This is a genomic window from Pseudomonas sp. Pso3 (genome assembly GCF_055393275.1).
Genome location: NZ_AP043687.1, coordinates 2,989,574 through 3,011,822, shown reverse-complemented (window position 1 = coordinate 3,011,822; position 22,249 = coordinate 2,989,574). Strand labels below are relative to the sequence as shown.

Below are 22,249 nucleotides of genomic sequence, written 5' to 3'. Positions count from 1 at the left end.
CTTGTCGGGGCACGGTTAGAGTCCATTTGACACCCCAAGCACAAGGAGTAGGTGCCATGACGCAAACCACCCAGCAGCGGCTGCAGACGCTTGAAGAGCAGATCCGCAGTCATCGACAGGACCTTGCCCGGAGCCGTCAGAGCTTTCAGGAGCAATTCGTCATCTACACCCGCCAGTTCGCCCGGCTGAGCGTGCTCGAAGCCCAGCTCGAGTTGGTGCGCCGCAATACCAAGACGCCGAGCTGAAGTCGGCCAGACCTCAATCGTCGCGTGTCAGGACTTCCAGCAATTCGATTTCGAACCTCAGGTTGGCATGTGGCTTGATCAGCGCTCCGACCTGGCGTTCGCCATAGGCGAGCGCCGCCGGTACCTCCAGGCGCCGCTTGCCGCCGACCCGCATGCCCATCAGGCCCTGATCCCAGCCCTTGATCACCCGGCCAGTACCGATGACGCACTGGAAGGGCCGTCCCTTGGCGCGGGAGGAATCGAACAGGGTGCCGTCGTCCAGCCAGCCCTCATAGTGGGTGGTGATCAGGGCGCCCTTGACCACCGCCTTGCCGTCGCCCACCACCAGATCCTCTATCCGCAATTCGTCACTCATCGCCATGCTCCAGGCAAAAGCCGGATTCTAGCCTGGGCGCGGCGTCCTGGCGGGGCGACTTACTCCGGTACGTCACCGAACAGGCCGGCCTGGTAGTCGCGGATCGCCTGACGGATCTCCTCGGCGCTGTTCATCACGAAAGGGCCGTGGGCGACGATGGGCTCGGCGAAGGGCGCCGCATGGCCATAGAGCACCACGGCGCCGTCGCGGCTGGAGACGTCGATGTGGTCGCCGTCATCGGCGAATTCGAACAGCTGCCATGGCGCTTCGTCCTGGCCGGCGATCTGCACGGTACCGCGCACGCCATAGCAGAACACCGAGTTTCCGGCCGGGGCGGGCAGGGTGACGCGGCCACCCGGGGCGATCTCGACGGTCATCAGGGTGATGGGTGTCGGGCTGGCCACGGCGCCCTGGATACCCTCATGGCTGCCCGATGCCAGGTGCAGGCGTACCCGGCCGTCGTCGGCTTCGATCAGGGGCAGGTCCGCGGCGGAAACGCCGTGGTAGGCCGGAGGGGTGAACTTGAGCCGGGCCGGAAGATTGACCCACAGCTGCAGGATTTCCAGGTCGCCACCATCGCGCTTGAAGGCGGCGGGGGACAGCTCGGCATGCACCAGGCCGCTGCCCGCGGTCATCCACTGGATGCCCCCGGCTTCGATGACGCTCTCATGGCCGCCGCTGTCGCGGTGGGCGAGCGAACCGGAGAGGATGAAGGTCACCGTCTCGAAGCCGCGATGGGGATGAGGACCAAAGGGCAGACCGGCATTGTGCGGCGGATAGACCTGGGGACCGTGGTGATTGAGGAACAGGAAGGGGTCCAGATGGGGCAGGCCGGGGCCGGGTAGCGGTCGCCGGGTCTGGAGGTCGCCGATGTCGTCACGCCGGGCGGAATGGCGGTGCAGCAGGGTACGGGGGGTCATGCGGAGGCCTCGCGGAACAAAACCCCAGTGTAAGGCGCTCCATGGCCTGTCGGTATCCCGTCGGGTAGGACCACCCTTCAGATGGAGAAGCGGACCTCGCGTTCCGGCCGGGGCGCGAGCGGCCGACGGTGATTGACCACCAGCTCGCCGATACGGATCAGGTGGGCACGGGTGACGTTGCGGCTCAGCCCCAGCAGGCGGGCGGTGTGGACCTGGTTGCGATGGCAGAAGCGGTAGGCGGCGCGGACCAGGGCATCTTCGACGCGCTCGTGCAGGGCCTCCGGTTGCTCTTCGAACAACTGGGCGAAGGCGTCGGTCAGCAGGCTGTCCACCGGTGCCGCCTCGGTCGGGCGCGGCGCCGCCGGGACCAGGCTGGGACGCTGGACGAACGACAGGTCACCGGCATCCAGCAGGCCCTGGGGCTTGAGCAGCAGGGCGTGCTGCAGAGTGTTTTCCAGTTCGCGGATATTGCCCGGCCAGGGGTGCTCCAGCAGGCGTCGCTCCGCCGCCGGGGTCAGGGCGACCGGCGCCTGGGCATAGGCGTGGAGGAAGTGCCGGGCCAGCGGCAGGATATCGCCCTGGCGCTGGCGCAGCGGCAACAGCGGCAGGCTGACCACATTGAGTCGGTACCAGAGGTCTTCGCGAAAGGTGCCTTCGGCCACCGCCCGCTCCAGCGGGACATTGGTGGCGGCGATGATCCGCACGTTCAGCGGCACGCTGCGGCGAGAGCCGAGTCGCACCACCTCGCGCTCCTGCAGGACGCGCAGCAGCTTCACCTGCACCGACAGCGGCAGGTCGCCGATCTCGTCGAGAAACAGGGTGCCGCCGTTGGCCTCCTCGAACCAGCCGGCGCGCGCGGCCAGGGCGCCGGTGAAGGCGCCCTTTTCATGACCGAACAACTCCGCCTCGACCAGGCTCTCGGCGAAGGCGCCGCAATTGACGGCGACGAAGGGGCCGGCATGGCGGTGACTGAGCGCATGGATATGCCGGGCGATCAGTTCCTTGCCGGTACCGGTTTCGCCGATCACCAGCACGCTGGCGTCGCTCGGGGCGATCTTTTCCAGGTGGGCGAGCAGGTCGCGCGACTTGGGATCGGCGAACACCTGGGCCGTTGCCCGGTAGCGGGGCACCTCGGGTGTGCGCGTCAGGGTCAGCAGGGTCATCGCGGGCTCCTCAGGAGTAGAAACTGGGGGTGGGCAGGGTGTCGTTGAGGGCCCAGTCGCCCAGCTCGTGCAGCTTGTAATCGACCGGATCGTGCAAGGTCTGGGTGCGCAGGTTGCGCCAGTAGCGATCCAGGCGCAGCGCGCCGGCAGTGGCCCGGGCCCCGCCCACCTCGAACAGACGGCTGGCGAGATCGAGACCGTGACGACTGGCGGCGACCTTGGCCGTGGCGATGGCGATGGCCAGTTCGCCCCGTGCCGCGGCGGTCAGCGCGGTGCCCTGCTGCCAGGCCTGGGCGAAGGCGCCGTTGGCGCGCTCCACCAGCAGCCGGCTGCTCTCCAGGGCCACCCAGAATTCTCCGTAGTGGCGCAGGATGTAGGGGTCTTCGCTGGCGCTGGCCGCTGTGGACTTGAACCAGGGATGTGCCTGGGTGGTGGTGTAGCGGCGCGCCTCGGCAAAGGCGCCTTCGGCCAGGCCGAGAAAGATATTGGCGAAGATCAGCTGGGCCAGCAGCGGCCGCAGGCAGGCGAAGGGGGTGCTCAGCGGGCCGGGATCGAGCAGCCATTCCTGGTGTTCGACCCGTACCCCGTCGAAGCGCGCGCTGCCGCTGTCGGTCTGGCGCTGGCCGTTGTTGTCCCAGTCGTCGAACAGCTGGATGCCGGCACGGCCGGTGGGTACCACGGCGATCAGCAGGCGTCCGCTGTCATCGTTTTCCAGCGCGGAAAGCAGCAACAGATCCGAATCCAGGGCGCCACTGCAAAAGCTCTTCTGGCCATCCACCTGCCAGGCATCGCCGCTGCGGCGGGCGAGGGTACGGCGATCCAGGGGATTGAGGGCATTGCCCCAGAACAGACCATCGCGCGCGGTGCCCTCCAGCCAGGGTCGCCACTGCGCGGGCTGGCCGAACAGCTGGGCGGTGGCCAGCAGCAGGTGATGGAAGCCGAAGACGTGGGCCAGGGAGCTGTCGACCCGGGCCAGTCGCCGCACCGCCTCCAGCGTCTGTTCCCAAGAGGCGCCGAGGCCGCCCAGTTCCGTAGGAATGCTCAGGGCCAGGAGACCGCTCTGGCGCAGGGCATCGCGCTCGGCCTTGGGCGTGCCGCCCTTACGATCACGTTCCGCCGCGGTGGCAGCGAAGCGCTCCAGCAGGGGAGGGAGGGGGTCCAGCAGGGAATCGGACATGGGGGACTCTTGCAATGGAGAGAGCAGACAGGCGTTAGAACGTAATGCCGGCCAAACCCTGAGTTGAAATATTTTTTTGTTATTAGTTAATGGCCCGCCGCCATCCATCTTGCATTCCGGACATCTGGTCACTGTCCTGCTGACGGCATTCAAGGCCTGACTAATCCCGGTCGATACAGCGGTAACCTAATCTCCCAACCAGGGGCGTGTCATGTTCAACAAAGGCCTAAAACAAGAACTGCAGCGCCTCCGCGAGCAGGTGGACTCCTTCAAGCGACTGAAGGCCGAGCTCGACGTGGAAATGCTGGGCCTGGAACTGGATGGCCGCGGGTGCATTTCCGCGGTGAACGCCAACTTCGAAAAGGAGATGGGCGTGCGCGCCGCGGATGTGCTGGGACGCCCCCTGGCGGACCTCATTCCGGCGCACGTCCGCAACCAGGAATACAGCCGCCGACTGCAGCAGGCCCTGAGCCGCGGCGAGCCCTACAGCGGTGCCCTGCATCTCTTGCGTGGCGACGGTCAGGAAGCCTGGTTGCGCGGCATCCTGCACCCCTTCCATGACAGCCAGGGCCAGGTGACGCGCTTCCGACTGTTCTGCAACAACCTGACGCGAACCATCGAGACCTCGCGCGAGCACGAAAGCCTGCTCAAGGCGCTGCGCCGTTCCACGGCGGTCATCGAGTTCAACCTCCAGGGCGAGGTGCTCGATGCCAACGACAGATTCCTGCAGGCCATGGGTTATTCCCTGGCGCAGATCAAGGGCAAGCACCACCGGCTGTTCTGCGAGCCGGCCGAGGCCAATTCCGAGGCCTACGAGCAATTCTGGGCGCGCCTGCGTCGCGGCGAATTCGTCGTGGATCGCTTCAAGCGCCTGGATGCCCATGGCCGCGACGTCTGGCTGGAAGCCTCCTACAACCCGGTGATCGATGCCCATGACCGGCTGTACAAGGTGGTCAAGTTCGCCACCGTGATCACCGATCAGGTCCAGCAGGAGCAGGCGGTGTCCGAAGCCGCCAGCGTAGCCTTCGAGACCTCCCAGCATACCGACGACACGGCCCGCAAAGGCGCGGCGGTGGCGCAGCAGACGGTGGAAGTGATGCGCGCCCTGGCCACCCAGATGCAGGAAGCGGTGAAGGGCATCGAGGCGCTGGACAACCAGTCCCAGGTGATCGGGACCATCATCAAGACCATCAGCGGCATCGCCGAACAGACCAACCTGCTGGCGCTCAACGCGGCCATCGAGGCGGCCCGGGCCGGTGAGCAGGGTCGTGGTTTCGCCGTGGTGGCCGATGAGGTCAGGCAATTGGCCTCGCGCACCAGCAAGGCGACCGAGGAGATCGTCGGAGTGGTGCAGCAAAACCAGCAACTGGCCGGCGAGGCGGTGACGGTGATCGAGAACGGTCGGCGCCAGGCCGAGCAGGGCCTGGAACTGGCGGGGCAGGCCGGCCAGGTGATCGTGGAGATCCAGGATGGCGCCCAGCGAGTGGTCGGCGCCGTGGGGCGTTTCGCCCGCCAGCTGTCGAACTGATCCGGCGCGCTGAATGCACAACGGCAACCCCAGGGTTGCCGTTGTGCGTTCTGGTGGTCAGCCCTGCTTGCTGCCGCCGCCGATCTGCCAGACAAAGGGCGGTTCGCTGCCGTCGATCGCCCAGGCGCCGACGATGCGCTCCTTGTAGATCAGCGGATTGTGCGAGGCGGCGGTACGGGCGTTGCGCCAGTGTCGATCGAGCCCCTTGCGGGTGCTGGTGGCCGACGCGCCCAGGGCATTGAACAGGTCGCTGGTGGCCCGCAGCACCAGCTCGGCGACTGCCGATTGCGCCTGGGCCGATTCCAGCTCCGCCGCCACGTTGGCCCTGTGCTCGGCGGCGGCATCCCCGGCATAGCGGGCCTCGAAGGCGGACTGGGCCGCCGCGGCGGCGGCCAGGGTCGCGGCTTCGGCGGCATAGACGAAGGCCGAGGCCTTGCCTACCACCTGCTGCACCTGGGGATCGGCACTGGCCGCGCTGGCATTGCCATGGCTGTAGACCCGCGTGCGCCCGCGCACTTCGCCGGCGAATTCGCGCACGGCGGCCTGGCCGCTGCCGGTGATCACGGCCAGCAGCACCAGCTGGTAGAAGGCGGTCTGGTACTTGAAGCGGGTAGCGAAGTCGATGAGATTCTCGGGCGCCACCCGTACGTTTTCGAACACCGAGGTGCCGCTGGCGGTGGTGCGCTGGCCGAAGCCGTCCCAGTCGTCGGACTGGCGCACGCCCGGCTGGTCGGTGCGGATGGCGGCGATGACGTCGCCGCCGGTGTCGTCGCGCTGGGCATAGACGTCGATCCAGTCGGCGAACAGGCTGCCGGTGCTGTAGTACTTGGTGCCGTTGAGGCGCCATTCGCCGTCCCGTTGGCTGACCCGGGTGATGACCTCGCCGAGCTTGACCGTGCCGATCTCGGTCCAGGCGTTGCCCACCAGGTCGCCGGCGACGAAGCGCTCGAACCAGACCCGCTGGGAGGTGCTGGCATGGGCGTTGAGGCGGTCCTCGACAAAGGCGAAGTGGCCGCGCAGGGCCTGGGGCAGATTGCTGTCGGCGGCCGCCAGCTCGATCAGCAGCCGAACCAGTTGCGGCAGGCTGGCACCGCTGCCGCCGAATTCCACCGGCACCCGCACGGCGCCGAAGCCGGCGTCTTTGAGCCAGGCGACGGGCGCATAGGGCAGGTTGCGGTTGCGTTCGCGTTCCAAGGCGCCTTCGGCGATGCGCGCAAAGAGCGGACGGAAGCGGGCGGCCAGTTGTTCGTAGTCGGGGCTGGGCGCAGGGCTGGGCGGCAGATGGCGAGCGGGCAGATTCATGGTGATCCTCGGCGATTGAAAGGTCGACGCCAGAGGCTTTGCAAGAGCGCTGCCAGGGCCTGAAAGGCCGTTTTCTCGGGGTTTGCGGGGCCCGGGGTGCCTGGCCAGCAGCAGGAGTGCCTGGCCACTGTTGCCCGGGCGACAGTGGGGTGGCCGCGCTAGACTGAGCTTTTGCCCGGAGCCCCCATGGACCTCCTGTTTCTCGGCACCTCGGCCGGGGTGCCCACTCGGCGGCGCAATGTCTCGGCCCTGGCCCTGATCGAGGACCAGGGCAAAGACTGGTTTCTCGTCGATTGCGGCGAGGCGACCCAGCACCAGCTGCTGCGTACCCCCTTGTCGGCAGCGGATCTGCGCGCCATCTGCATCACCCATGTCCATGGCGACCACTGCTATGGCCTGCCGGGGCTGTTGGCCAGCGCCGCCATGAGCGGACGCAGCCAGCCGCTGGTGCTGGTCGCGCCCCAGGCGGTGGCGGACTGGCTCGCCGCCACCCAGGCGCTGACCGCGCTGCACCTGCCCTTCGAACTGCGCTTCCACGCCCTGGAAGATTTCGCGGGCGTCTCCGTCGGGGCCTGGGATATCGACGCCTTCGCGCTTTCCCACCGGGTGCCCAGTCACGCCTTTCGCTTCCGCGAGACCCGCCGGCCGCAGCGCCTCGATCCCGCGGCCCTGGCGGCGGCCGGGGTGCCGCGTGGCCCGCTGTGGGGCCGGCTGCATGGCGGCGAGGATGTGCTGCACGAAGGCCGCCTGCTGCGCAGCGCCGACTTCCTGCAGGCGGCCCATGGCGAACGACGGCTGGTGGTGGCGGGGGACAACGACGCGCCCGCCTTGCTGACGGAGGCCTGCCGGGGCGCTCAGCTGCTGGTCCATGAAGCCACCTATGCCCAGGCGCAGATCGACAAGACCGGGCAGAGCTGGGGCCACAGCAGCGCGGCGGGCGTCGCCCGTTTCGCCGAGGCGCAGGGACTGCCGGCCCTGCTGCTCACCCATTTCAGTCCGCGCTACCAGGCCGAGGCGGGGCGTTCGCCGTCCATCGACGACCTGCGCCAGGAGGCCGCGGCCTGTTACCGCGGCAACCTGCAGCTGGCCGAGGATTTCGCGCGCTTTCGCCTGGATCGCCAGGGCCGGCTGAAAGCCCTGGACCAGAGCGGCCGGGCAGAGGCTGGCGACCGGCACCCGACAGGAATTTGAACTCTTTCGGTCTTGTCTGACCTTTGCGCCTTGGGCATAGTGCGAACGTTTATCATTCCAGGATCGATTCGATCCCTCGCACCTCGTCCCTAGGAGAAGCAAATGGCGGTGTCTTTCAACAAGGTCTCGACGCTGGGCGCCATGGCGCTGCTGTCCCTGGCAGTGGCAGCCTGTTCCAATCGCCCGGAGGCACCGACGCCACCGCCACCCGCGCCGGCGCCCGTTGCCGCGCAACCCGCCGCGCCTCAGGCCCCGGCCGAACTCAAGCGCATCGAACTGGGCTACGGCGTCTATGAGCTGGCCTACAGCCCGGCCAAGCAGTCGGTCTATGCGGCGACCGCCCAGTTGACCAAGGGCGTCACCGGTGGGGTGATCTATCAGCTGGATCCGGCCACCCTGGCCATCACCGGCCAGATCCACACCGATCTGAAGAACTTCGCCCTGACCACCGATGCCAGTGGCGAGACGCTGTTCGTCACCAACTCCCTGGACGGCGGCCTCAGCCGTATCGACCTGCGCACCGGCAAGGTGGAGAAGCGGCTGAAATTCAACGAGATGGGGCGTGACGGCCATCCGGTCAATCCGCGCCAGGTCATTCTCCACGACGGCTTGCTGTACGTCGGCGGGGTCGGCGATCCGGGCGTGATCTGGGTGGTGGACGCCAAGACCCTGACCCTCAAGGCGCGCATTCCCAATGCCGGCAAGTGGGTGACCGGCCTGCTGTACTCCGAGGACACCGGGCGCCTCTATGCGGCCAACGGCAGCGGCGAAGTGCTGGTGATCAATCCGCGCACCCGCAAGATCGAGCACCGCTGGACGCCGGGCGATGGCGGCAAGTACCTCTTGCTGAACCTGGCCGAGGATCGCGCGAACCACCAGCTGTTCGTGACCGACAACTCCGAAGCCAAGACCGTGCTGGTCTTCGATATTCGCAGCGGCAAGGTGATCAAGCGCCTGCCGGTGGGCGACGCCCTGGCCATCAAGCTCAACACCACCCGCAACGAGCTGTACATCACCCAGCGCGAGACCGGTCGCTTGCTGATCCTCGACGCCACCACCTACGCCGAGAAGAAGGCCTACGACCTCAAGCCCAATCCCAACAGCCTGCTGGTCAGCCCGGATGGCCAGACGCTGTATGCGACGGTGAAGACCCCCTTCGACAAGGAATACATGAACACCGCGCCGGAAAGCGTGGTGCGCATCGACCTTTCCGCGGTGAAGTAAACCGCGCCGCCCGGGCTGCCGCAGCGTCCTGCTGCGGTGGCCCCGCGCTTCCCAAGTCCGCCGGCTTGCTCTTGAATGCGGGGGTCCCCCCACCCAGGAGCCGCCGCCTTGTCCGCCACCGATCTCAGCCTGCTGCCGCTGCTGGACGCCTCCTACCGCCACTGGCTCGGTCAGCCGCTGCCGCGTCCTGTCGGCTTGCCTGAGGCCGACGTCCCTGCCTGGTTGCACGAGCAGGCACCCTATGCCCTGCTGGCCCACGGTACCGAGAGCGATCCGCTGTTCTGCTACGCCAACCGGCAGGCGCTGAGCTGCTTCGGCTATCCCCGCGCCCAATTCATCGGCATGCCTTCGCGTTACAGCGCCTCGCCCAGGGACCGCGACGAGCGACAGCGCCTGATGGAGGCGGTGGGGCGCCAGGGCTATGCCTCAGGCTACGAAGGCTGGCGCGTCGACAAGGCGGGAGAGGCCTTCCAGATCCATGCGGGGGTGGTGTGGAATCTGATCGATCCCGAAGGTACGCGGCGGGGGCAGGCGGCGCTGTTCTGGCCGGATCCGCAGCGGATCGGGCAGGTGGAGTGAGGCCGGATTGTTGGGCTCGGCTGCGCGCGGAAGATCGAATTCGTGGACAAGGCTGCGCCGTTGTCACCCTACGCATGCCCCCGCCGTAGGGTGGAAAACCGCGTAGCGTTTTCCACGCGGGTTAACTGCCCCCTCTCCCTGAGGGAGAGGGCTGGGGTGAGGGGACCACAACCCTCACTCATCCTCGACGATCAGCACCACCAGATCCTTGGGCCCGTGGGCGCCATAGGCCAGCACCTGTTCGATGTCGGCGGTCTTGGACGGCCCGGAGATCAGCAAGGCGTTGGTCGGCATGCCGTCCTGCCAGCGGTGTTGTTGCTGCAACTCGTAGAAGTTGTCCACCACGGTGCTGGCCCTGAGCAGGGCGATGTGCAGCGGGGGCACCAGGCTCATCAGGCGCGGCTCCTGGCGATCCGGCCAGAGCACCAGGCTGCCGGTGGCGGCCAGGGCGCCCAGGGTGCCGGTGAGGCTGGCCGGGGTGTCGTTGAACAGCTCGGCCTTCCATTCTTCCACGGGGCGATCATAGGCCTTCCAGCGCGGTGAGCCGTCGCCCTGCCAGCGCTCCACCAGGCGCGCGCCGTGGGGCGTGCCGGGGGCGATCAGCAGTTGGTCCAGCCCCCGTTCGGCGAGGATGCGCTCGACCAGCGCCGGCCAGTCCGCCACGGTGGTCAAATGGGTTTCGGTATGCACCGTTTCCATCAGGGTACGCAGGCGGGCGACGCGCTCTTCAGGCCGATAGCGCCAGGGTTCGGTCACCAGGGCTTCGTCGAAGGTGTCCGCCAGCGGCTGGGTGCCCTGCAGACTGCCGCGCAGCTTGGCGAGGATGTTGTCGCGGGCGCTCATGGGCGTTTCTCCAGGTGTTCGCGGGCCAGTTCGTGCAGCGAGCGGGATGCCGGCCTGGGCGCGCTGTGGTGTTCCGTCCAGGGGCCGAGCTGGCCCGGGGTGAAGCGGCCGAAGCGGGTGGCCAGGTAGCTGAAGCCACGGTAGAGCAGCGGCGAGGTGTAGAGGTTCTGCCAGGCGTGCCAGGTCCAGCGCTCCCGGGCGGAGAACTTGCTGCCCTGGCCGCGCAGCAGGTGCGGCTCGGCTTCGGGGGCCTTGACGTTCTCTTCGCGCAATCGCCGCAACAGCGCCGGAATCGGGATCTTGACCGGGCAGACCTCGCCGCAGGCGCCGCACAGCGAGGAGGCGCTGGGATGATCCGGTGCGCGCTCCAGGCCGACCAGGTGCGGGGTGATGATGGCGCCGATGGGGCCGGGGTAGACCTCGCCATAGGCGTGGCCACCGATGCGGGTATAGACCGGGCAGTGGTTCATGCAGGCGCCGCAGCGGATGCAGTTGAGGGTCTGGCGCAATTCGCTGTCGGCGAAGGCCTGGCTGCGACCATTGTCCAGCAGCACCAGGTGCACCTCGCGAGGGCCGTCCAGTTCCTCGGCCTTGCGCGGACCGGAGATCATGTTGACGTAGGTGGTGATCGGCTGGCCCAGGGCGGAGCGGGTCAGCAGCGACAGCAGCGGCACCACGTCGCGCAGATTCTCCACCACCTTCTCGATGCCGGTCACGGCGATGTGCACCGGCGGCACCGTGGTGGACATCCGCCCGTTGCCCTCGTTTTCCACCAGCAGCAGGGTACCGGTTTCGGCGACGGCGAAATTGACCCCGGAGATGCCGATGTCGGCCTCGAAGAATTTCTGCCGCAGCACCCGCCGACCGGTCTGGATGAGTTCGTCGACGTCGGTGGTGTAGGGCTCGTCCAGATGCTCGTGGAAGAGGGTGCCGACCTGCTGCCGGTTGAGGTGGATGGCCGGCATGATGATGTGCGACGGCTTCTCGCCGGCGAGCTGGATGATGTACTCGCCCATGTCCGACTCCAGGCAGTCGATGCCCTGGGCGCCGAGGACGTGGTTCATGTCCATCTCTTCGCTGACCATGGACTTGCCCTTGATCAGCAGTTTGGCCGCATGGCGCTCGGCGATCTGCTGGACGATGGCGTTGGCCTCGGCCGTGGTCTCGGCCCAGTGCACCTGGACGCCATTGCGCGTGAGGTTGGCCTCCAGGCGTTCCAGCAGCTCCGGCAGCTTGGACAGCGCCCGGGCACGGGTGCGATTGCCCAGTTCGCGCAGGCGCTCGCGCTCGTCGGCATCGCTCATGCTGGCCAGGCGCTTGGTCATCAGCGAATCCATGGCCGTGCGGAAGTTGCGCCTGAGCTGGTCGTCGCCCAGGGCCTGCCGCGCACGGGTCCTGAAGGGAGGCGCTTCGCTGAGGTCGGTGAGGGGGATCTTCAGCATCTCGTTCATGCGGCACCTCCGATACGGCGCCAGAGAAAGCTCGCCAGGTGTTCGCCACGCAGGGCGGCGCGCTGCTTTTCCAGGGCGCCGTTGATGTTCATCAGGCACCCGCAGTCGGCGGTGAGCACCTGGGCCGCGCCGCTGTCCTGCAGGGCACGGGTCTTGTCCGCCACCATGGCACCGGAGATGTCCGGCATCCGCACCGAGAAGGTGCCGCCAAAGCCGCAGCATTCGCTTTCGTGGTCATGGTCGACACGCTCCACGGCCTCTAGCTGGCCGAGCAGGGCGCGGCCGTGCAGGTGGGTCTGCATCTCGCGGCGGGCGCTGCAGGAGGTGTGCAGCGCCACCTTGGTCGGAGCGCCGCGATCCTGGTAGTCGACCTGGCAGACGTGCAGCAGGAATTCCGCCAGCTCGTAGGTGCGCTCGGCCAGATCCTGCACCTGACGCAGGGTCTCGGGTTCGTCGGCGAACAGCTCGGCATAGTGATGGCGCAGCATGCCGGCGCAGGAGCCGGAAGGCACCACCACCGGCCAGGGCTCGGCGAACAGCGCCAGCTGGGTGCGCGCCACGGCGCGGGCTTCCTCGGTGTAGCCCGAGGTATAGGCCGGCTGGCCGCAGCAACTCTGCGCCTGGGGGAAATGCACGCGCAGGCCTTCGCGCTCCAGCAGGCGGATGCTGTCCATGCCGGCTTCGGGATAGAAGAGGTCCACCACGCAGGTGCCGAACAGATAGACCTGGGTCGGCTTCTGCTGCGGATAGGTCCGCGGCGGCGCCAGCGGTGGCGCGGTGCGGGTGGCATTAGGGGCGGCGTTGTAGAAAAGATCGTTCATCAGGCGTCACTCCGGGTTGGCCCGGTAATAAGAGGACCGGCGACGGCCTGAACCGCCGCCGGGAACCGCGTGATCAGTGCACCAGCATGCCGGTGAACACATAGGCCTGCGCCAGGGTGATCAACCCGACCAGCACGGCAAAGCCGATGCTGTGGCGCACGGTGAAGCGGAACAGGTCGGATTCCTTGCCCACCATGCCGGTGGCGGCGCAGGCCACGGCGATGGATTGCGGCGAGATCATCTTGCCGGTCACGCCGCCGGAGCTGTTGGCCGCCACCAGCAGGGTGTCGGAAACACCGATCTGGTGCGCGGTGGTGGCCTGCAGCGAGCCGAACAGGGCGTTGGACGAGGTATCCGAACCGGTCAGGAACACCCCCAGCCAGCCCAGCAGCGGCGAAAAGAAGGGGAACAGCGCGCCGGTACCGGCCAGCAGCAGGGCCAGGGTGGTGGACATCCCCGAGTAGTTGACGACGAAGGCGAAGGCCAGCACCAGTCCGATGGACAGGATCGGCTTGCGCAACTCCACCAGGGTTTCCTTGAACACGCCCAGGGCGGTCGAGGGCTTGATGCGGAAGATGGCCATGGAGATCAGCGCCGAGATCAGGATGGCGGTGCCGGAGGCCGACAGCAGATCGAGCTTGTAGACCGCCGGCATGGGCGTCGGGGTGGCCACGATCGGCAGCGTCTTGAGCACCAGCTTGTCCAGGTAGGGCACCGGCACGTTGATCACCAGGGCATAGAGGGCACCGCCGCTGGCGAACAGCGCCTTGAAGGCCTTGGTGGTCCAGATCGTCACCACCACGGTCAGGATCAGGAACGGCGACCAGGCCTTGATCACGGTGCCCAGCGAATGCTCGGGCGGCAGGCGACCGCCACTGCCGAAGCCGGCCCCACCGCCCAGCATGGCGGCGCCGCCACCGCCACCGACCACTGCAGTCGCACCCGCGGTGGCGTGCTGCGGCTGGCGCAGCTTCAGATAGCCGGTGAGGGCGATCATGGCGGCCAGCGACGAGGTGATGTCGGGCAGTTCCGGACCGATGAAGTTGGAGGTCAGGTACTGGAACACGGCAAAGGTGCCGCCGCAGATCAGCGCCGGCTTCCAGGTTTCCCGCAGGCCGCGCATGCCGTCCATCATGAACATCAGCCACAGCGGCACCAGCAGCGACAGCAGCGGCAGCTGGCGGCCGGTCATGGCGCCGATCTTGAAGGCGTCGATGCCGGTCACCTGGCCAGCGACAATGGTCGGGATGCCCAGGGCGCCAAAGGCCACCGGCGCGGTGTTGGCGATCAGGCAGAGCCCGGCCGCCTTCAGCGGATTGTGGCCCAGGCCCACCAGCAGCGCGGCGGTGATGGCCACCGGCGCGCCGAAACCGGCCGCACCTTCCAGGAAGGCGCCGAAGCAGAAGCCGATCAGCAGCACCTGCAGGCGTTGATCGTCGGTGATGGACAGCACCGAGCTGCGGATGATGTCGAACTGGCCGCACTTGACCGTCAGCTTGTAGAGGAACACCGCCGTGACGATGATCCAGGCGATGGGCCAGAGGCCGTAGAGGAAACCGTAGCCGGCCGAGGCCAGCGCCTTGTCCACCGGCATGCGATAGACGAACAGGGCGATGAGCAGGGCGATCGCCAGGGTGATGGCGCCCGCCACATGGCCCTTGAGTCTCAGACCGGCGAGGGCGACGAAAAAGAACAGAATGGGCAAGGCGGCGACGAAGGCCGAAAGGCCAAGGCTGCCAAGGGGGAGATAGATCTGTTGCCAGGTTTCCATCGGGTGCTCCTTGATTGTTTTTGTAGGGAGGCGGCAGGACGGGGTTGCACAAGATCGCGACCTGTGACAAAAATTGGTAAGACCAATTTACAAGGGCGACTTCACGCACGTTAAGCGGGGTCTTTGTGCCTGTCAAACCCCTTGATGTGCGACTTTCGTCGGCCCAGCTCTTCCGCCTGGCGGACGGCCGCTGCTGTCCGCAGCATTTTTCGAGGTTTTTCATGGGGTTCGAACCGGTCAAGCAACGTCGTCTGTCCGACGACATCGTCAAGCACCTGGAAGCGCTGATCGCCGAAGGCTCGCTGCGCCCTGGCGAGCGCCTGCCGGCCGAGCGGGTGCTGGCCGAGCGCTTCGGGGTGTCGCGACCCTCGCTGCGCGAAGCCATCCAGAAGCTGATCGCGCGCGGCCTGCTGCTCAGCCGGCAGGGCGGCGGTACCTATGTCACCGAGGCGCTCAACAGCGCCTTCACCGATCCCCTGCTGCCGCTGCTGGAAAGCCGCGAGGAAACCCGCCGCGATCTGCTGGAATTTCGCCACACCCTGGAAAGCGCCTGCGCCTACTACGCCGCCCAGCGCGCCACCGAGCCGGACCTGGCGCGGCTGACCCTGGCCTGGGAGCGCCTGGAGGACTGCTACCGCCGGCGCGAAACCCTCACCCGGGAAGAGGAGGGCGAGGCCGACGCGGCCTTTCACCTGGCCATCGCCGAGGCCAGCCACAACGCCGTTTACCTGCACAGCATCCGCAGCCTGTTCGAATTGCTGCGCCACCACATGGTGACCAACATCGGCGGGATGCACGCCCAACGGGGTGAGACCCGCGAGCGACTGCTGGAGCAACACCGGGCGCTCTACCAGGCGATTGTTGCGGGGGAAGCGGAGAATGCACGTGAGGCGGCGAGCCGCCATCTGGGCTATGTGAGAGAGGTTCTGGAGGAGGCCGGCGCCATGGCAGGCCGTCTAGCACGGGCCAAACGGCGCGATGAGCTCTAAAAAAAATCTGGCGTGAAACTTCATGATGTCATTATGCTAGTAGCATAAATTGAGCGTCCGCGGCTAAAGTTTAGCGTTCCAGAGCTGATAACCCGGTCACACCTTCCCGCCTTCGCTGGCGTCTAGACCGGTACCCTCCTGTGGAACACGCCTCTTCTTCGCCCTCGCTCGTCGACCTTACCTTCACTCCTGCATTGCTCGGTGCATGCGGCACCGGGGCAATCCTGTTCGTGGGCGGCGTGACGTCGACCACCCTGGCCCTGAGTGCCACCCAGGTGGTCCTGGCCGCCGGGCTGGGCTTCTGGCAACTGCGTCGCGCCCAGGCGCGCCAGGCCGAGCGCGCCGCCGAGCAGGCCGTGAGCCAGAGCCCCGCCAGCGGTCGGGACGAAGCCCTCGAAGCCCTCTGCGTGGCTGTACTGCCGGTCTGGTCCGAGCAGATCGAAGCCGCGCGGGCCCACACCGAGCAGGAAATCGTCAGCCTGACCAGTCGCTTCGCCGAACTGGCCGACCGCATTCACAGCGTGGCCGGCGCCGATCACGGCAGCGGCGATCGCCTGGTCAACCTCATGGCCAGCAGCCAGAACCAGCTGGACGGCATCCTCCAGGCCTTGCGCGAGGCGCTGTCCAGCAAGGGCGCGCTGCTCAACGAAATCAACGGCCTGGCCGGCCTGACCGAACAGCTCAAGAGCATGGCCAAGGACGTCGGCGACGTGGCGCGCCAGACCAACCTGCTGGCCCTCAACGCCGCCATCGAAGCCGCCCGTGCCGGTGAAGCCGGGCGCGGTTTCGCGGTGGTCGCCGACGAGGTGCGCAAGCTCTCCACCCTGTCCGGCGATACCGGGCAGAAGATCGGCGAGACCGTGGAAACGGTGAACGGCGCCATCGCCCGCACCCTGGAGCTTTCGCAGCTCCACGCCGAGCGCGACACCGGCACCCTGAACCAGTCCGGCGAGACCATCGAGCAGGTCATCGGCACCTTTGGCGGCACCACCCGTGACGTGGTCGAGCGCAGCGATGCCCTGGCCGACAACGCCGCAGCCGTGGGCGGCGCCATCGCCGAGGTGCTGGTCGCCCTGCAATTCCAGGATCGCGTCAGCCAGATGCTCGGCCACATCCGTGACGACCAGGCCCGCCTCGAGCGCCTGGTGATCGACCGTCGCGCCCTGGCCGCCAGCGGTCAGCCGCTGCCGACCCTCGACACCCGCGGCTGGCTCGCCGACCTGGCCCGCACCTACACCATGGCCGAGCAGGTCGCCGTGCACCACGGCAAGCGACCGGCCGCCGCCCCCGCCGAATCCGATATCACGTTCTTTTAAGGAAAGCTGTCATGAGCAACAAGACCATTCTGATCGTCGACGACTCCATCTCCATCCGCCAAGTGGTGTCCATGACCCTGAAAAGCGCGGGCTACGACGTCATCGAAGGCTGCGACGGCCGCGATGCCCTGACCAAGCTGGACGGGCGCAAGGTGCACCTGATCATCAGCGACGTGAACATGCCCAACATGGACGGCATCACCTTCGTCACCGCGGCCAAGAAGCTGCCGGCCTACAAGTTCACCCCGGTGATCATGCTCACCACCGAATCCGATGCTGCCAAGAAGGCCGCCGGCCAGGCCGCCGGTGCCAAGGCCTGGATGGTCAAGCCGTTTCAGCCGGCGCAGATGCTGGCGGCGGTTTCCAAGCTGATCATGCCCTGATGGCCCCGGAGGCTGCCCCCATGAACGACATCGTTCGTACCCGCTTGCCCCTTACCGGGCCGCTGACCATCTACACCGCGGCCGACAGCAAGCCGCTGCTGATGGAGCCCCTGACCGCCGGGGTCACCGTGGCGCTGGAACTGGCCGAGGTCGATGAATTCGACTCCGCGGGTCTGCAGTTGCTGCTGCTGGCCCACCGCGAGGCGCAGCGTCTGGGCGGCAGCCTCGAACTGGTCGACCCCAGCCCCGCCGTCACCGAACTGCTGGAGCTGGCAGGTCTTGCCGACTTCTTTACCGCGGCCGCCGCGGAAGGTGTTGCCGCATGAACATGGACGAGATCCTCAAGACATTCATCGCCGAGAGCGAGGAATTGCTGCAGCAGATGGAAGCCGCGCTGCTGCAGATCGAGCAGGCGCCGGATGACGTCGAGCTGATCAATGCCATCTTTCGCGCCGCCCACACCATCAAGGGTTCGGCCGGGCTGTTCGGCCTGGACCATGTGGTGGCCTTCACCCATGTCGCCGAAAGCGTGCTCGACCGCATCCGCAGCAACGAGCTGGCCTTCGACGAGACCCTGTCGGCGCTGTTCCTGGAGGTCTGCGACCACCTCAACGGCCTGATCGCCCGGGTATCGTCCGGCAGCGAGCCGGAGCCCGACTTCCAGGCCGCCGGCGCCGAGCTGGTGCAGCGCCTGGAGCACTATCTGCAGCCGAGCGCCAAGGCGGTCCAGCCGGTCGCCGCCGCCCGTACCCTGACGGCACCGGTCGATGGTGTCGCCGCCGGCCACTGGCACCTGTCGCTGCGCTTCGGTCCGGACATGCTGCGCAATGGCATGGATCCGTTGGCCTTCGTGCGCTACCTCAACAGCTTTGGCCGCATCGTCAACATCGTCACCCTGACCGACGCCATCCCGGCCGCGGCGGAGATGGATCCGGAGACCTGCTACCTGGGCTTCGAGGTCGCCTTCGACAGCGACGCCGACAAGGCGACCATCGAGGCGGCCTTCGAATTCGTCCGCGAAGACAGCCAGATCCGCATCCTGCCGCCGCACAGCCGCAGCAGCGACTACTGCCAGCTGATCGACGACCTGGCCGAGGAAGACCTGCGCCTGGGCGAGATCCTGGTGCGTTGCGGCACCCTGACCGCCACCGAACTGGACGAGGTGCTGCGTCGCCAGGCCGATCCGGCCACCCCGCGCCAGCCCATCGGCGAAGCCCTGGTGGAGGCCCAGCTGGTCAATCCGCCGGTGGTGGATGCGGCCCTGAACAAGCAGCGCAAGATCAAGGAGCAGCGTGCGCCGGCCGGCGAAGGCCAGCTGATCCGTATCGACGCGACCAAGCTCGATCAGCTGATCGATCTCATCGGCGAGCTGATCATCGCCGGTGCCGGGACCCAGCTGATCGCCCAGCAGAGCGGTCTGGCGGCTCTGGTGGAATCCACCGGGGTGCTGTCGCGCCTGGTGGAAGAGGTCCGCGACACCGCCCTGACCCTGCGCATGGTGCAGATCGGCACCACCTTCAATCGTTTCCAGCGCGTGGTCCGCGACGTCTCCAAGGAAATTGGCAAGGACATCGCCCTGCGCATCAGCGGCGGCGAGACCGAGCTGGACAAGACCGTGGTGGAAAAGATCGGCGATCCGCTGACCCACCTGATCCGCAACGCCATGGACCATGGCATCGAATCCGCCGAGCTGCGCCTGGCGCGGGGCAAGCCGGCCCAGGGCACCGTGGGGCTCAACGCCTACCACGAGTCGAGCAGCATCGTCATCGAGGTCACCGACGACGGCGGCGGTCTGTCGCGCGAGCGCATCCTGCGCAAGGCGACCGAGCGCGGCCTGATCGCCGAGGGCCAGGTGCTGGCCGACAAGGACGTGTTCAACCTGATCTTCGAACCGGGCTTCTCCACCGCCGAGCAGATCAGCAACCTGTCCGGTCGCGGCGTCGGCATGGACGTGGTGAAAAAGAACATCACCGCCCTGCGCGGCAGCGTCGACCTCACCAGCGAGGAAGGCCGCGGCACCACGGTGACCATTCGCCTGCCCCTGACCCTGGCGATCATCGACGGCTTCCTCATCGGCGTCGGCAAGGCCACCTACGTGGTGCCCCTGGAGGCGGTGGAGGAGTGCATCGAGCTGACCGAGGCGGCCAGTGTCCAGGCCAACGGCAACGACTACCTCGACCTGCGCGGCGAGGTGCTGCCGGTGCTGCGCCTGCGCCAGCTGTTCGCCATCGAGGAAGCGCCGCCGCGGCGGCAGAACGTGGTGGTGGTGCGCTACGCCGGCCAGCGCGCCGGTCTGGTGGTCGATCAGCTGCTCGGCGAATTCCAGACGGTGATCAAGCCGCTCGGTCCGCTGTTCGGCCACAACCGCAGCCTGGGCGGTTTCACCATCCTGGGTACCGGCGCCGTGGCGCTGATCCTCAACGTGCCCGGCCTGATAGGAGAGGCCGCGTCTACCAGCGTTACTGCTCCAGTCCACGCTCCCGTGCTGACCTGACCGACAAGGAATTCGAGTCCATGACCGTTACCAAACGTATGTCCCTGCTGGTCCTTTCCGCGTTGCTTGGCATCATCCTGCTGGCAGGGCTGGCTTACTACCAATTGCACCAGGTGTTCGAACGAGCCAATTTCGGCAACGACGATACCGTGCCGGCCATTCTGGGCATCGACGCCGTCGACGCCCATTCCGCCGATGTCATCACCAACATCTATCGCCACCTCGCCGCCGATGGCGAAGCCGCCACCCGGCAGGCCGAAAAGGAACTCGGCGAATCGCAGCGGCTGACCGAAGAGGCGCTCAAGGCCTACGAGGGGCAGATCTCCGACGAGACCGACAAGCGCCTGTGGGAAGACGACAAGCAGGCCATCGCCGCGCTCAACCAGCTCGCCGCCAAGGTGATCCCGCTGTCGCGCGCCAGCCTGGATGACGAGGTCAAGCGGCTGCTGGGCGAAAACCAGGAGATCATCACCCATGTCGGGGATGTCCTCGACGCCCATCGCCTCTACAACCAGAAGCTGGGCGCGGAACAATCCAGCCTGGCGGAAGGCACCCTCACTCAGGCCACGCTGCTGTCGATCGGCATCTCCCTGGCCACCCTGCTGCTGATCGGTCTGCTCGGCTTCTTCATCACCCGCAACCTGCTGCGCCAGCTGGGCGGCGAGCCGGCCGAGGTGGCCAAGGTCGCCAACCGCACCGCCGCGGGCGACCTGCCCGATGATCTGCAGCTGCGTGCCGGCGACGAGTCCAGCCTGATGGCCGCCATGCAGCGCATGGTGGTGACCCTGCGCGGTCTCGTGCAGGAGATGAGCACCATGGCCAGCGAGCACGATCGCGGCGAGACCGAGGCGCGCATTCCGCTGGAGCGCTTCCAGGGCACCTTCCGCAACGTCGCCGAAGGTGTCAACGCCATGGTCGCCGGCCACCTCAGCGATTCCGCCAAGGCCATGGCCTGCGTCAAGCGCTTCGGCGAGGGCGATCTGGCTGCGCCGCTGGAGCGGTTCCCCGGCAAGAAGGCGGTGATCAACGACAACCTCGAGCAGGTCCGCGACAACATCCAGCTGCTGGTGGCGGAGATGGTGCAACTGTCCGCCGCCCATGATCGCGGCGACACCGATGCGCGCATCCCCGTCGAGCGCTTCCAGGGCACCTTCCGTGGCATGGCCGAAGGCGTCAACGCCATGGTCGCCGGCCACCTGAGCGATTCCGCCAAGGCCATGGCCTGCGTCAAGCGCTTTGGCGAGGGCGATCTGTCGGTGGCGCTGGAGCGCTTCCCCGGGCAGAAAGCGGTGATCAACGACAACCTCGAACAGGTCCGCGACAACATCCAGCGCCTGGTCGAAGACGCCAACCAACTGAGCCAGGCGGCCATGGCCGGTCGTCTCGATACCCGCGCCGATGCCAGTGCCCACCAGGGCGATTTCCGCCGCATCGTCGCCGGCATCAACGGCACCCTCGACGCCATCGTGGCGCCGGTCAACGAAGCCATGGGCGTGATGGCCGGGCTCGCCCAGGGTGACCTGAGCCGCACCGTGCGCGGTGACTACCAGGGCCAGTTGCTGGAGCTCAAGGAGTCGATCAACGGCACCGTCGGCAAGCTGAACCAGATCATCGGCGACGTGCGCCTGTCGGCCGACTCCCTGGCCAGCGCTTCGGAAGAGATCTCCGCCACCGCCCAGAGCATGAGCCAGGCCAGCACTGAACAGGCGGCTTCGGTCGAAGAGACCAGCGCCAGTGTCGAACAGATGTCGGCATCCATCGCCCAGAACACCGAGAACGCCAAGGTCACCGACGGCATGGCCGGCAAGGCCGCGCGTGAAGCCGGGGAGGGTGGTCAGGCCGTCAGCGAGACCCTGGTGGCCATGAAGACCATCGCCGACAAGATCGGCATCGTCGACGACATCGCCTACCAGACCAATCTGCTGGCGCTCAACGCCGCCATCGAGGCCGCCCGTGCCGGGGAGCATGGCAAGGGCTTCGCCGTGGTGGCCGCCGAGGTGCGCAAGCTGGCCGAACGCAGCCAGGTCGCTGCCCAGGAGATCGGCACCGTGGCCAAGAGCAGCGTGGCCCTGGCCGAACGCGCCGGCACTTTGCTGGAGCAAATGGTGCCGTCCATCAGCAAGACCTCCGACCTGGTCCAGGAAATCGCCTCGGCCAGCGAAGAACAGAGCAGCGGGGTGAGCCAGATCAACGGCGCCATGCTGCAACTGAGCCAGATCACCCAGCAGAACGCCTCGGCGTCCGAGGAGCTGGCCGGCACCGCCGAAGAAATGAGTACCCAGGCGGAGCAGCTGCAGCGCCTGATGGGCTTCTTCAATACCGGCGAAAGCCGGGTGGTACAGGACCTGGAGCGCGCGCTGGAGGCCTCGCGGCCGAAGGCCATGCAGGTCCCGGGCAAGGCACTGCGTACGGGTACCTCGGGCGTGCCTGACGGCTACGTCCCCTTCGAATCCTGATCCCTATCCTACGGCCACCTGCGGGTGGCCTTTTTGAGACC

19 protein-coding genes and 3 pseudogenes are annotated in these 22,249 nt (G+C 67.1%); 13 read left to right on the top strand and 9 right to left on the bottom strand.

The features are described 5' to 3' along the window. The first annotated feature begins 56 nt into the window (after window positions 1–56). Entirely contained in the window at window positions 57–245 is a 189-nt protein-coding gene (locus tag ACZ5R1_RS14180) for a hypothetical protein (RefSeq protein WP_027597626.1), read from the top strand. A 13-nt stretch (window positions 246–258) separates the two neighbouring features. Here ACZ5R1_RS14180 and ACZ5R1_RS14175 read toward each other — a convergent pair whose 3' ends face one another. The 4 genes from ACZ5R1_RS14175 to ACZ5R1_RS14160 form a co-directional block, all read right to left on the bottom strand. Beyond that, entirely contained in the window at window positions 259–600 is a 342-nt protein-coding gene (locus ACZ5R1_RS14175; protein ID WP_027597627.1) for an FKBP-type peptidyl-prolyl cis-trans isomerase, read from the bottom strand. A 59-nt stretch (window positions 601–659) separates the two neighbouring features. Then, entirely contained in the window at window positions 660–1,520 is an 861-nt protein-coding gene (locus ACZ5R1_RS14170) for a pirin family protein (protein ID WP_464712424.1), read from the bottom strand. A gap of 77 nt (window positions 1,521–1,597) precedes the next feature. Next, complete coding sequence (locus ACZ5R1_RS14165; RefSeq protein WP_042138420.1) at window positions 1,598–2,683, bottom strand: sigma-54 interaction domain-containing protein; 1,086 nt, start codon at window positions 2,681–2,683, stop codon at window positions 1,598–1,600. Between the two features lie 10 nt (window positions 2,684–2,693). Continuing rightward, a complete protein-coding gene (locus ACZ5R1_RS14160; RefSeq protein WP_464712423.1) occupies window positions 2,694–3,860 on the bottom strand; it encodes an acyl-CoA dehydrogenase family protein in 1,167 nt (388 codons plus the stop codon). Window positions 3,861–4,071: 211 nt separating this feature from the next. Between ACZ5R1_RS14160 and ACZ5R1_RS14155 the strand changes: the two are divergent. After that, window positions 4,072–4,800, top strand: a pseudogene (locus tag ACZ5R1_RS14155) (PAS domain-containing protein); the annotation flags it as partial. A gap of 156 nt (window positions 4,801–4,956) precedes the next feature. Beyond that, window positions 4,957–5,388 carry a methyl-accepting chemotaxis protein gene (locus tag ACZ5R1_RS14150; protein WP_371099722.1) on the top strand — a complete coding sequence of 144 codons (432 nt, stop codon included), beginning with the start codon at window positions 4,957–4,959 and terminating at the stop codon, window positions 5,386–5,388. Between the two features lie 57 nt (window positions 5,389–5,445). Here ACZ5R1_RS14150 and ACZ5R1_RS14145 read toward each other — a convergent pair whose 3' ends face one another. Continuing rightward, entirely contained in the window at window positions 5,446–6,690 is a 1,245-nt protein-coding gene (locus ACZ5R1_RS14145) for an acyl-CoA dehydrogenase family protein (protein WP_464712422.1), read from the bottom strand. Window positions 6,691–6,876: 186 nt separating this feature from the next. Between ACZ5R1_RS14145 and ACZ5R1_RS14140 the strand changes: the two genes are divergently transcribed. The 3 genes from ACZ5R1_RS14140 (at window position 6,877) to ACZ5R1_RS14130 (ending at window position 9,684) form a co-directional block, all read left to right on the top strand. Further along, entirely contained in the window at window positions 6,877–7,881 is a 1,005-nt protein-coding gene (locus ACZ5R1_RS14140) for a ribonuclease Z (protein WP_464712421.1), read from the top strand. Between the two features lie 102 nt (window positions 7,882–7,983). After that, window positions 7,984–9,105 carry a YncE family protein gene (locus ACZ5R1_RS14135; RefSeq protein ID WP_007162793.1) on the top strand — a complete coding sequence of 374 codons (1,122 nt, stop codon included), beginning with the start codon at window positions 7,984–7,986 and terminating at the stop codon, window positions 9,103–9,105. 108 nt (window positions 9,106–9,213) lie between these two features. Beyond that, window positions 9,214–9,684 (top strand): MEKHLA domain-containing protein, encoded by a 471-nt coding sequence (locus tag ACZ5R1_RS14130; protein WP_037007544.1) that lies wholly within the window; start codon window positions 9,214–9,216, stop codon window positions 9,682–9,684. 174 nt (window positions 9,685–9,858) lie between these two features. Here ACZ5R1_RS14130 and ACZ5R1_RS14125 read toward each other — a convergent pair whose 3' ends face one another. The 4 genes from ACZ5R1_RS14125 to ACZ5R1_RS14110 all read right to left on the bottom strand — a co-directional run bounded on the left by ACZ5R1_RS14125 (window position 9,859) and on the right by ACZ5R1_RS14110 (window position 14,570). After that, on the bottom strand, window positions 9,859–10,527 hold the full coding sequence (locus ACZ5R1_RS14125; RefSeq protein WP_464712420.1) for a LutC/YkgG family protein: 669 nt from the start codon (window positions 10,525–10,527) through the stop codon (window positions 9,859–9,861). Further along, window positions 10,524–11,978, bottom strand: coding sequence for a LutB/LldF family L-lactate oxidation iron-sulfur protein (locus ACZ5R1_RS14120; protein ID WP_074584558.1), 1,455 nt, complete (start codon window positions 11,976–11,978; stop codon window positions 10,524–10,526). Before ACZ5R1_RS14120 ends, ACZ5R1_RS14125 begins: the two co-directional genes overlap by 4 nt. Further along, complete coding sequence (locus ACZ5R1_RS14115; RefSeq protein WP_007162121.1) at window positions 11,975–12,799, bottom strand: (Fe-S)-binding protein; 825 nt, start codon at window positions 12,797–12,799, stop codon at window positions 11,975–11,977. The genes ACZ5R1_RS14120 and ACZ5R1_RS14115 overlap by 4 nt, the downstream gene beginning before the upstream one ends. Window positions 12,800–12,872: 73 nt before the next feature. Further along, window positions 12,873–14,570 (bottom strand): lactate permease LctP family transporter, encoded by a 1,698-nt coding sequence (locus tag ACZ5R1_RS14110; RefSeq protein ID WP_314586433.1) that lies wholly within the window; start codon window positions 14,568–14,570, stop codon window positions 12,873–12,875. Window positions 14,571–14,791: 221 nt separating this feature from the next. Between ACZ5R1_RS14110 and ACZ5R1_RS14105 the strand changes: the two genes are divergently transcribed. The 7 genes and pseudogenes from ACZ5R1_RS14105 to ACZ5R1_RS14075 all read left to right on the top strand — a co-directional run. Then, window positions 14,792–15,559, top strand: coding sequence for an FCD domain-containing protein (locus ACZ5R1_RS14105; protein WP_027597638.1), 768 nt, complete (start codon window positions 14,792–14,794; stop codon window positions 15,557–15,559). A gap of 566 nt (window positions 15,560–16,125) precedes the next feature. Next, a complete protein-coding gene (locus tag ACZ5R1_RS14100) occupies window positions 16,126–16,875 on the top strand; it encodes a methyl-accepting chemotaxis protein (protein ID WP_237709571.1) in 750 nt (249 codons plus the stop codon). A gap of 11 nt (window positions 16,876–16,886) precedes the next feature. Further along, entirely contained in the window at window positions 16,887–17,258 is a 372-nt protein-coding gene (locus ACZ5R1_RS14095; RefSeq protein ID WP_007162125.1) for a response regulator, read from the top strand. A 20-nt stretch (window positions 17,259–17,278) separates the two neighbouring features. Beyond that, on the top strand, window positions 17,279–17,584 hold the full coding sequence (locus ACZ5R1_RS14090; protein WP_027601278.1) for an STAS domain-containing protein: 306 nt from the start codon (window positions 17,279–17,281) through the stop codon (window positions 17,582–17,584). Next, window positions 17,581–19,752, top strand: coding sequence for a chemotaxis protein CheA (locus ACZ5R1_RS14085; RefSeq protein WP_464712419.1), 2,172 nt, complete (start codon window positions 17,581–17,583; stop codon window positions 19,750–19,752). Before ACZ5R1_RS14090 ends, ACZ5R1_RS14085 begins: the two co-directional genes overlap by 4 nt. A 20-nt stretch (window positions 19,753–19,772) precedes the next feature. Beyond that, window positions 19,773–21,026: pseudogene (locus ACZ5R1_RS14080) on the top strand (MCP four helix bundle domain-containing protein); the annotation flags it as partial. Window positions 21,027–21,056: 30 nt separating this feature from the next. Then, a pseudogene (locus ACZ5R1_RS14075) lies at window positions 21,057–22,208 on the top strand (methyl-accepting chemotaxis protein); the annotation flags it as partial. Between the last annotated feature and the right edge of the window lie 41 nt (window positions 22,209–22,249).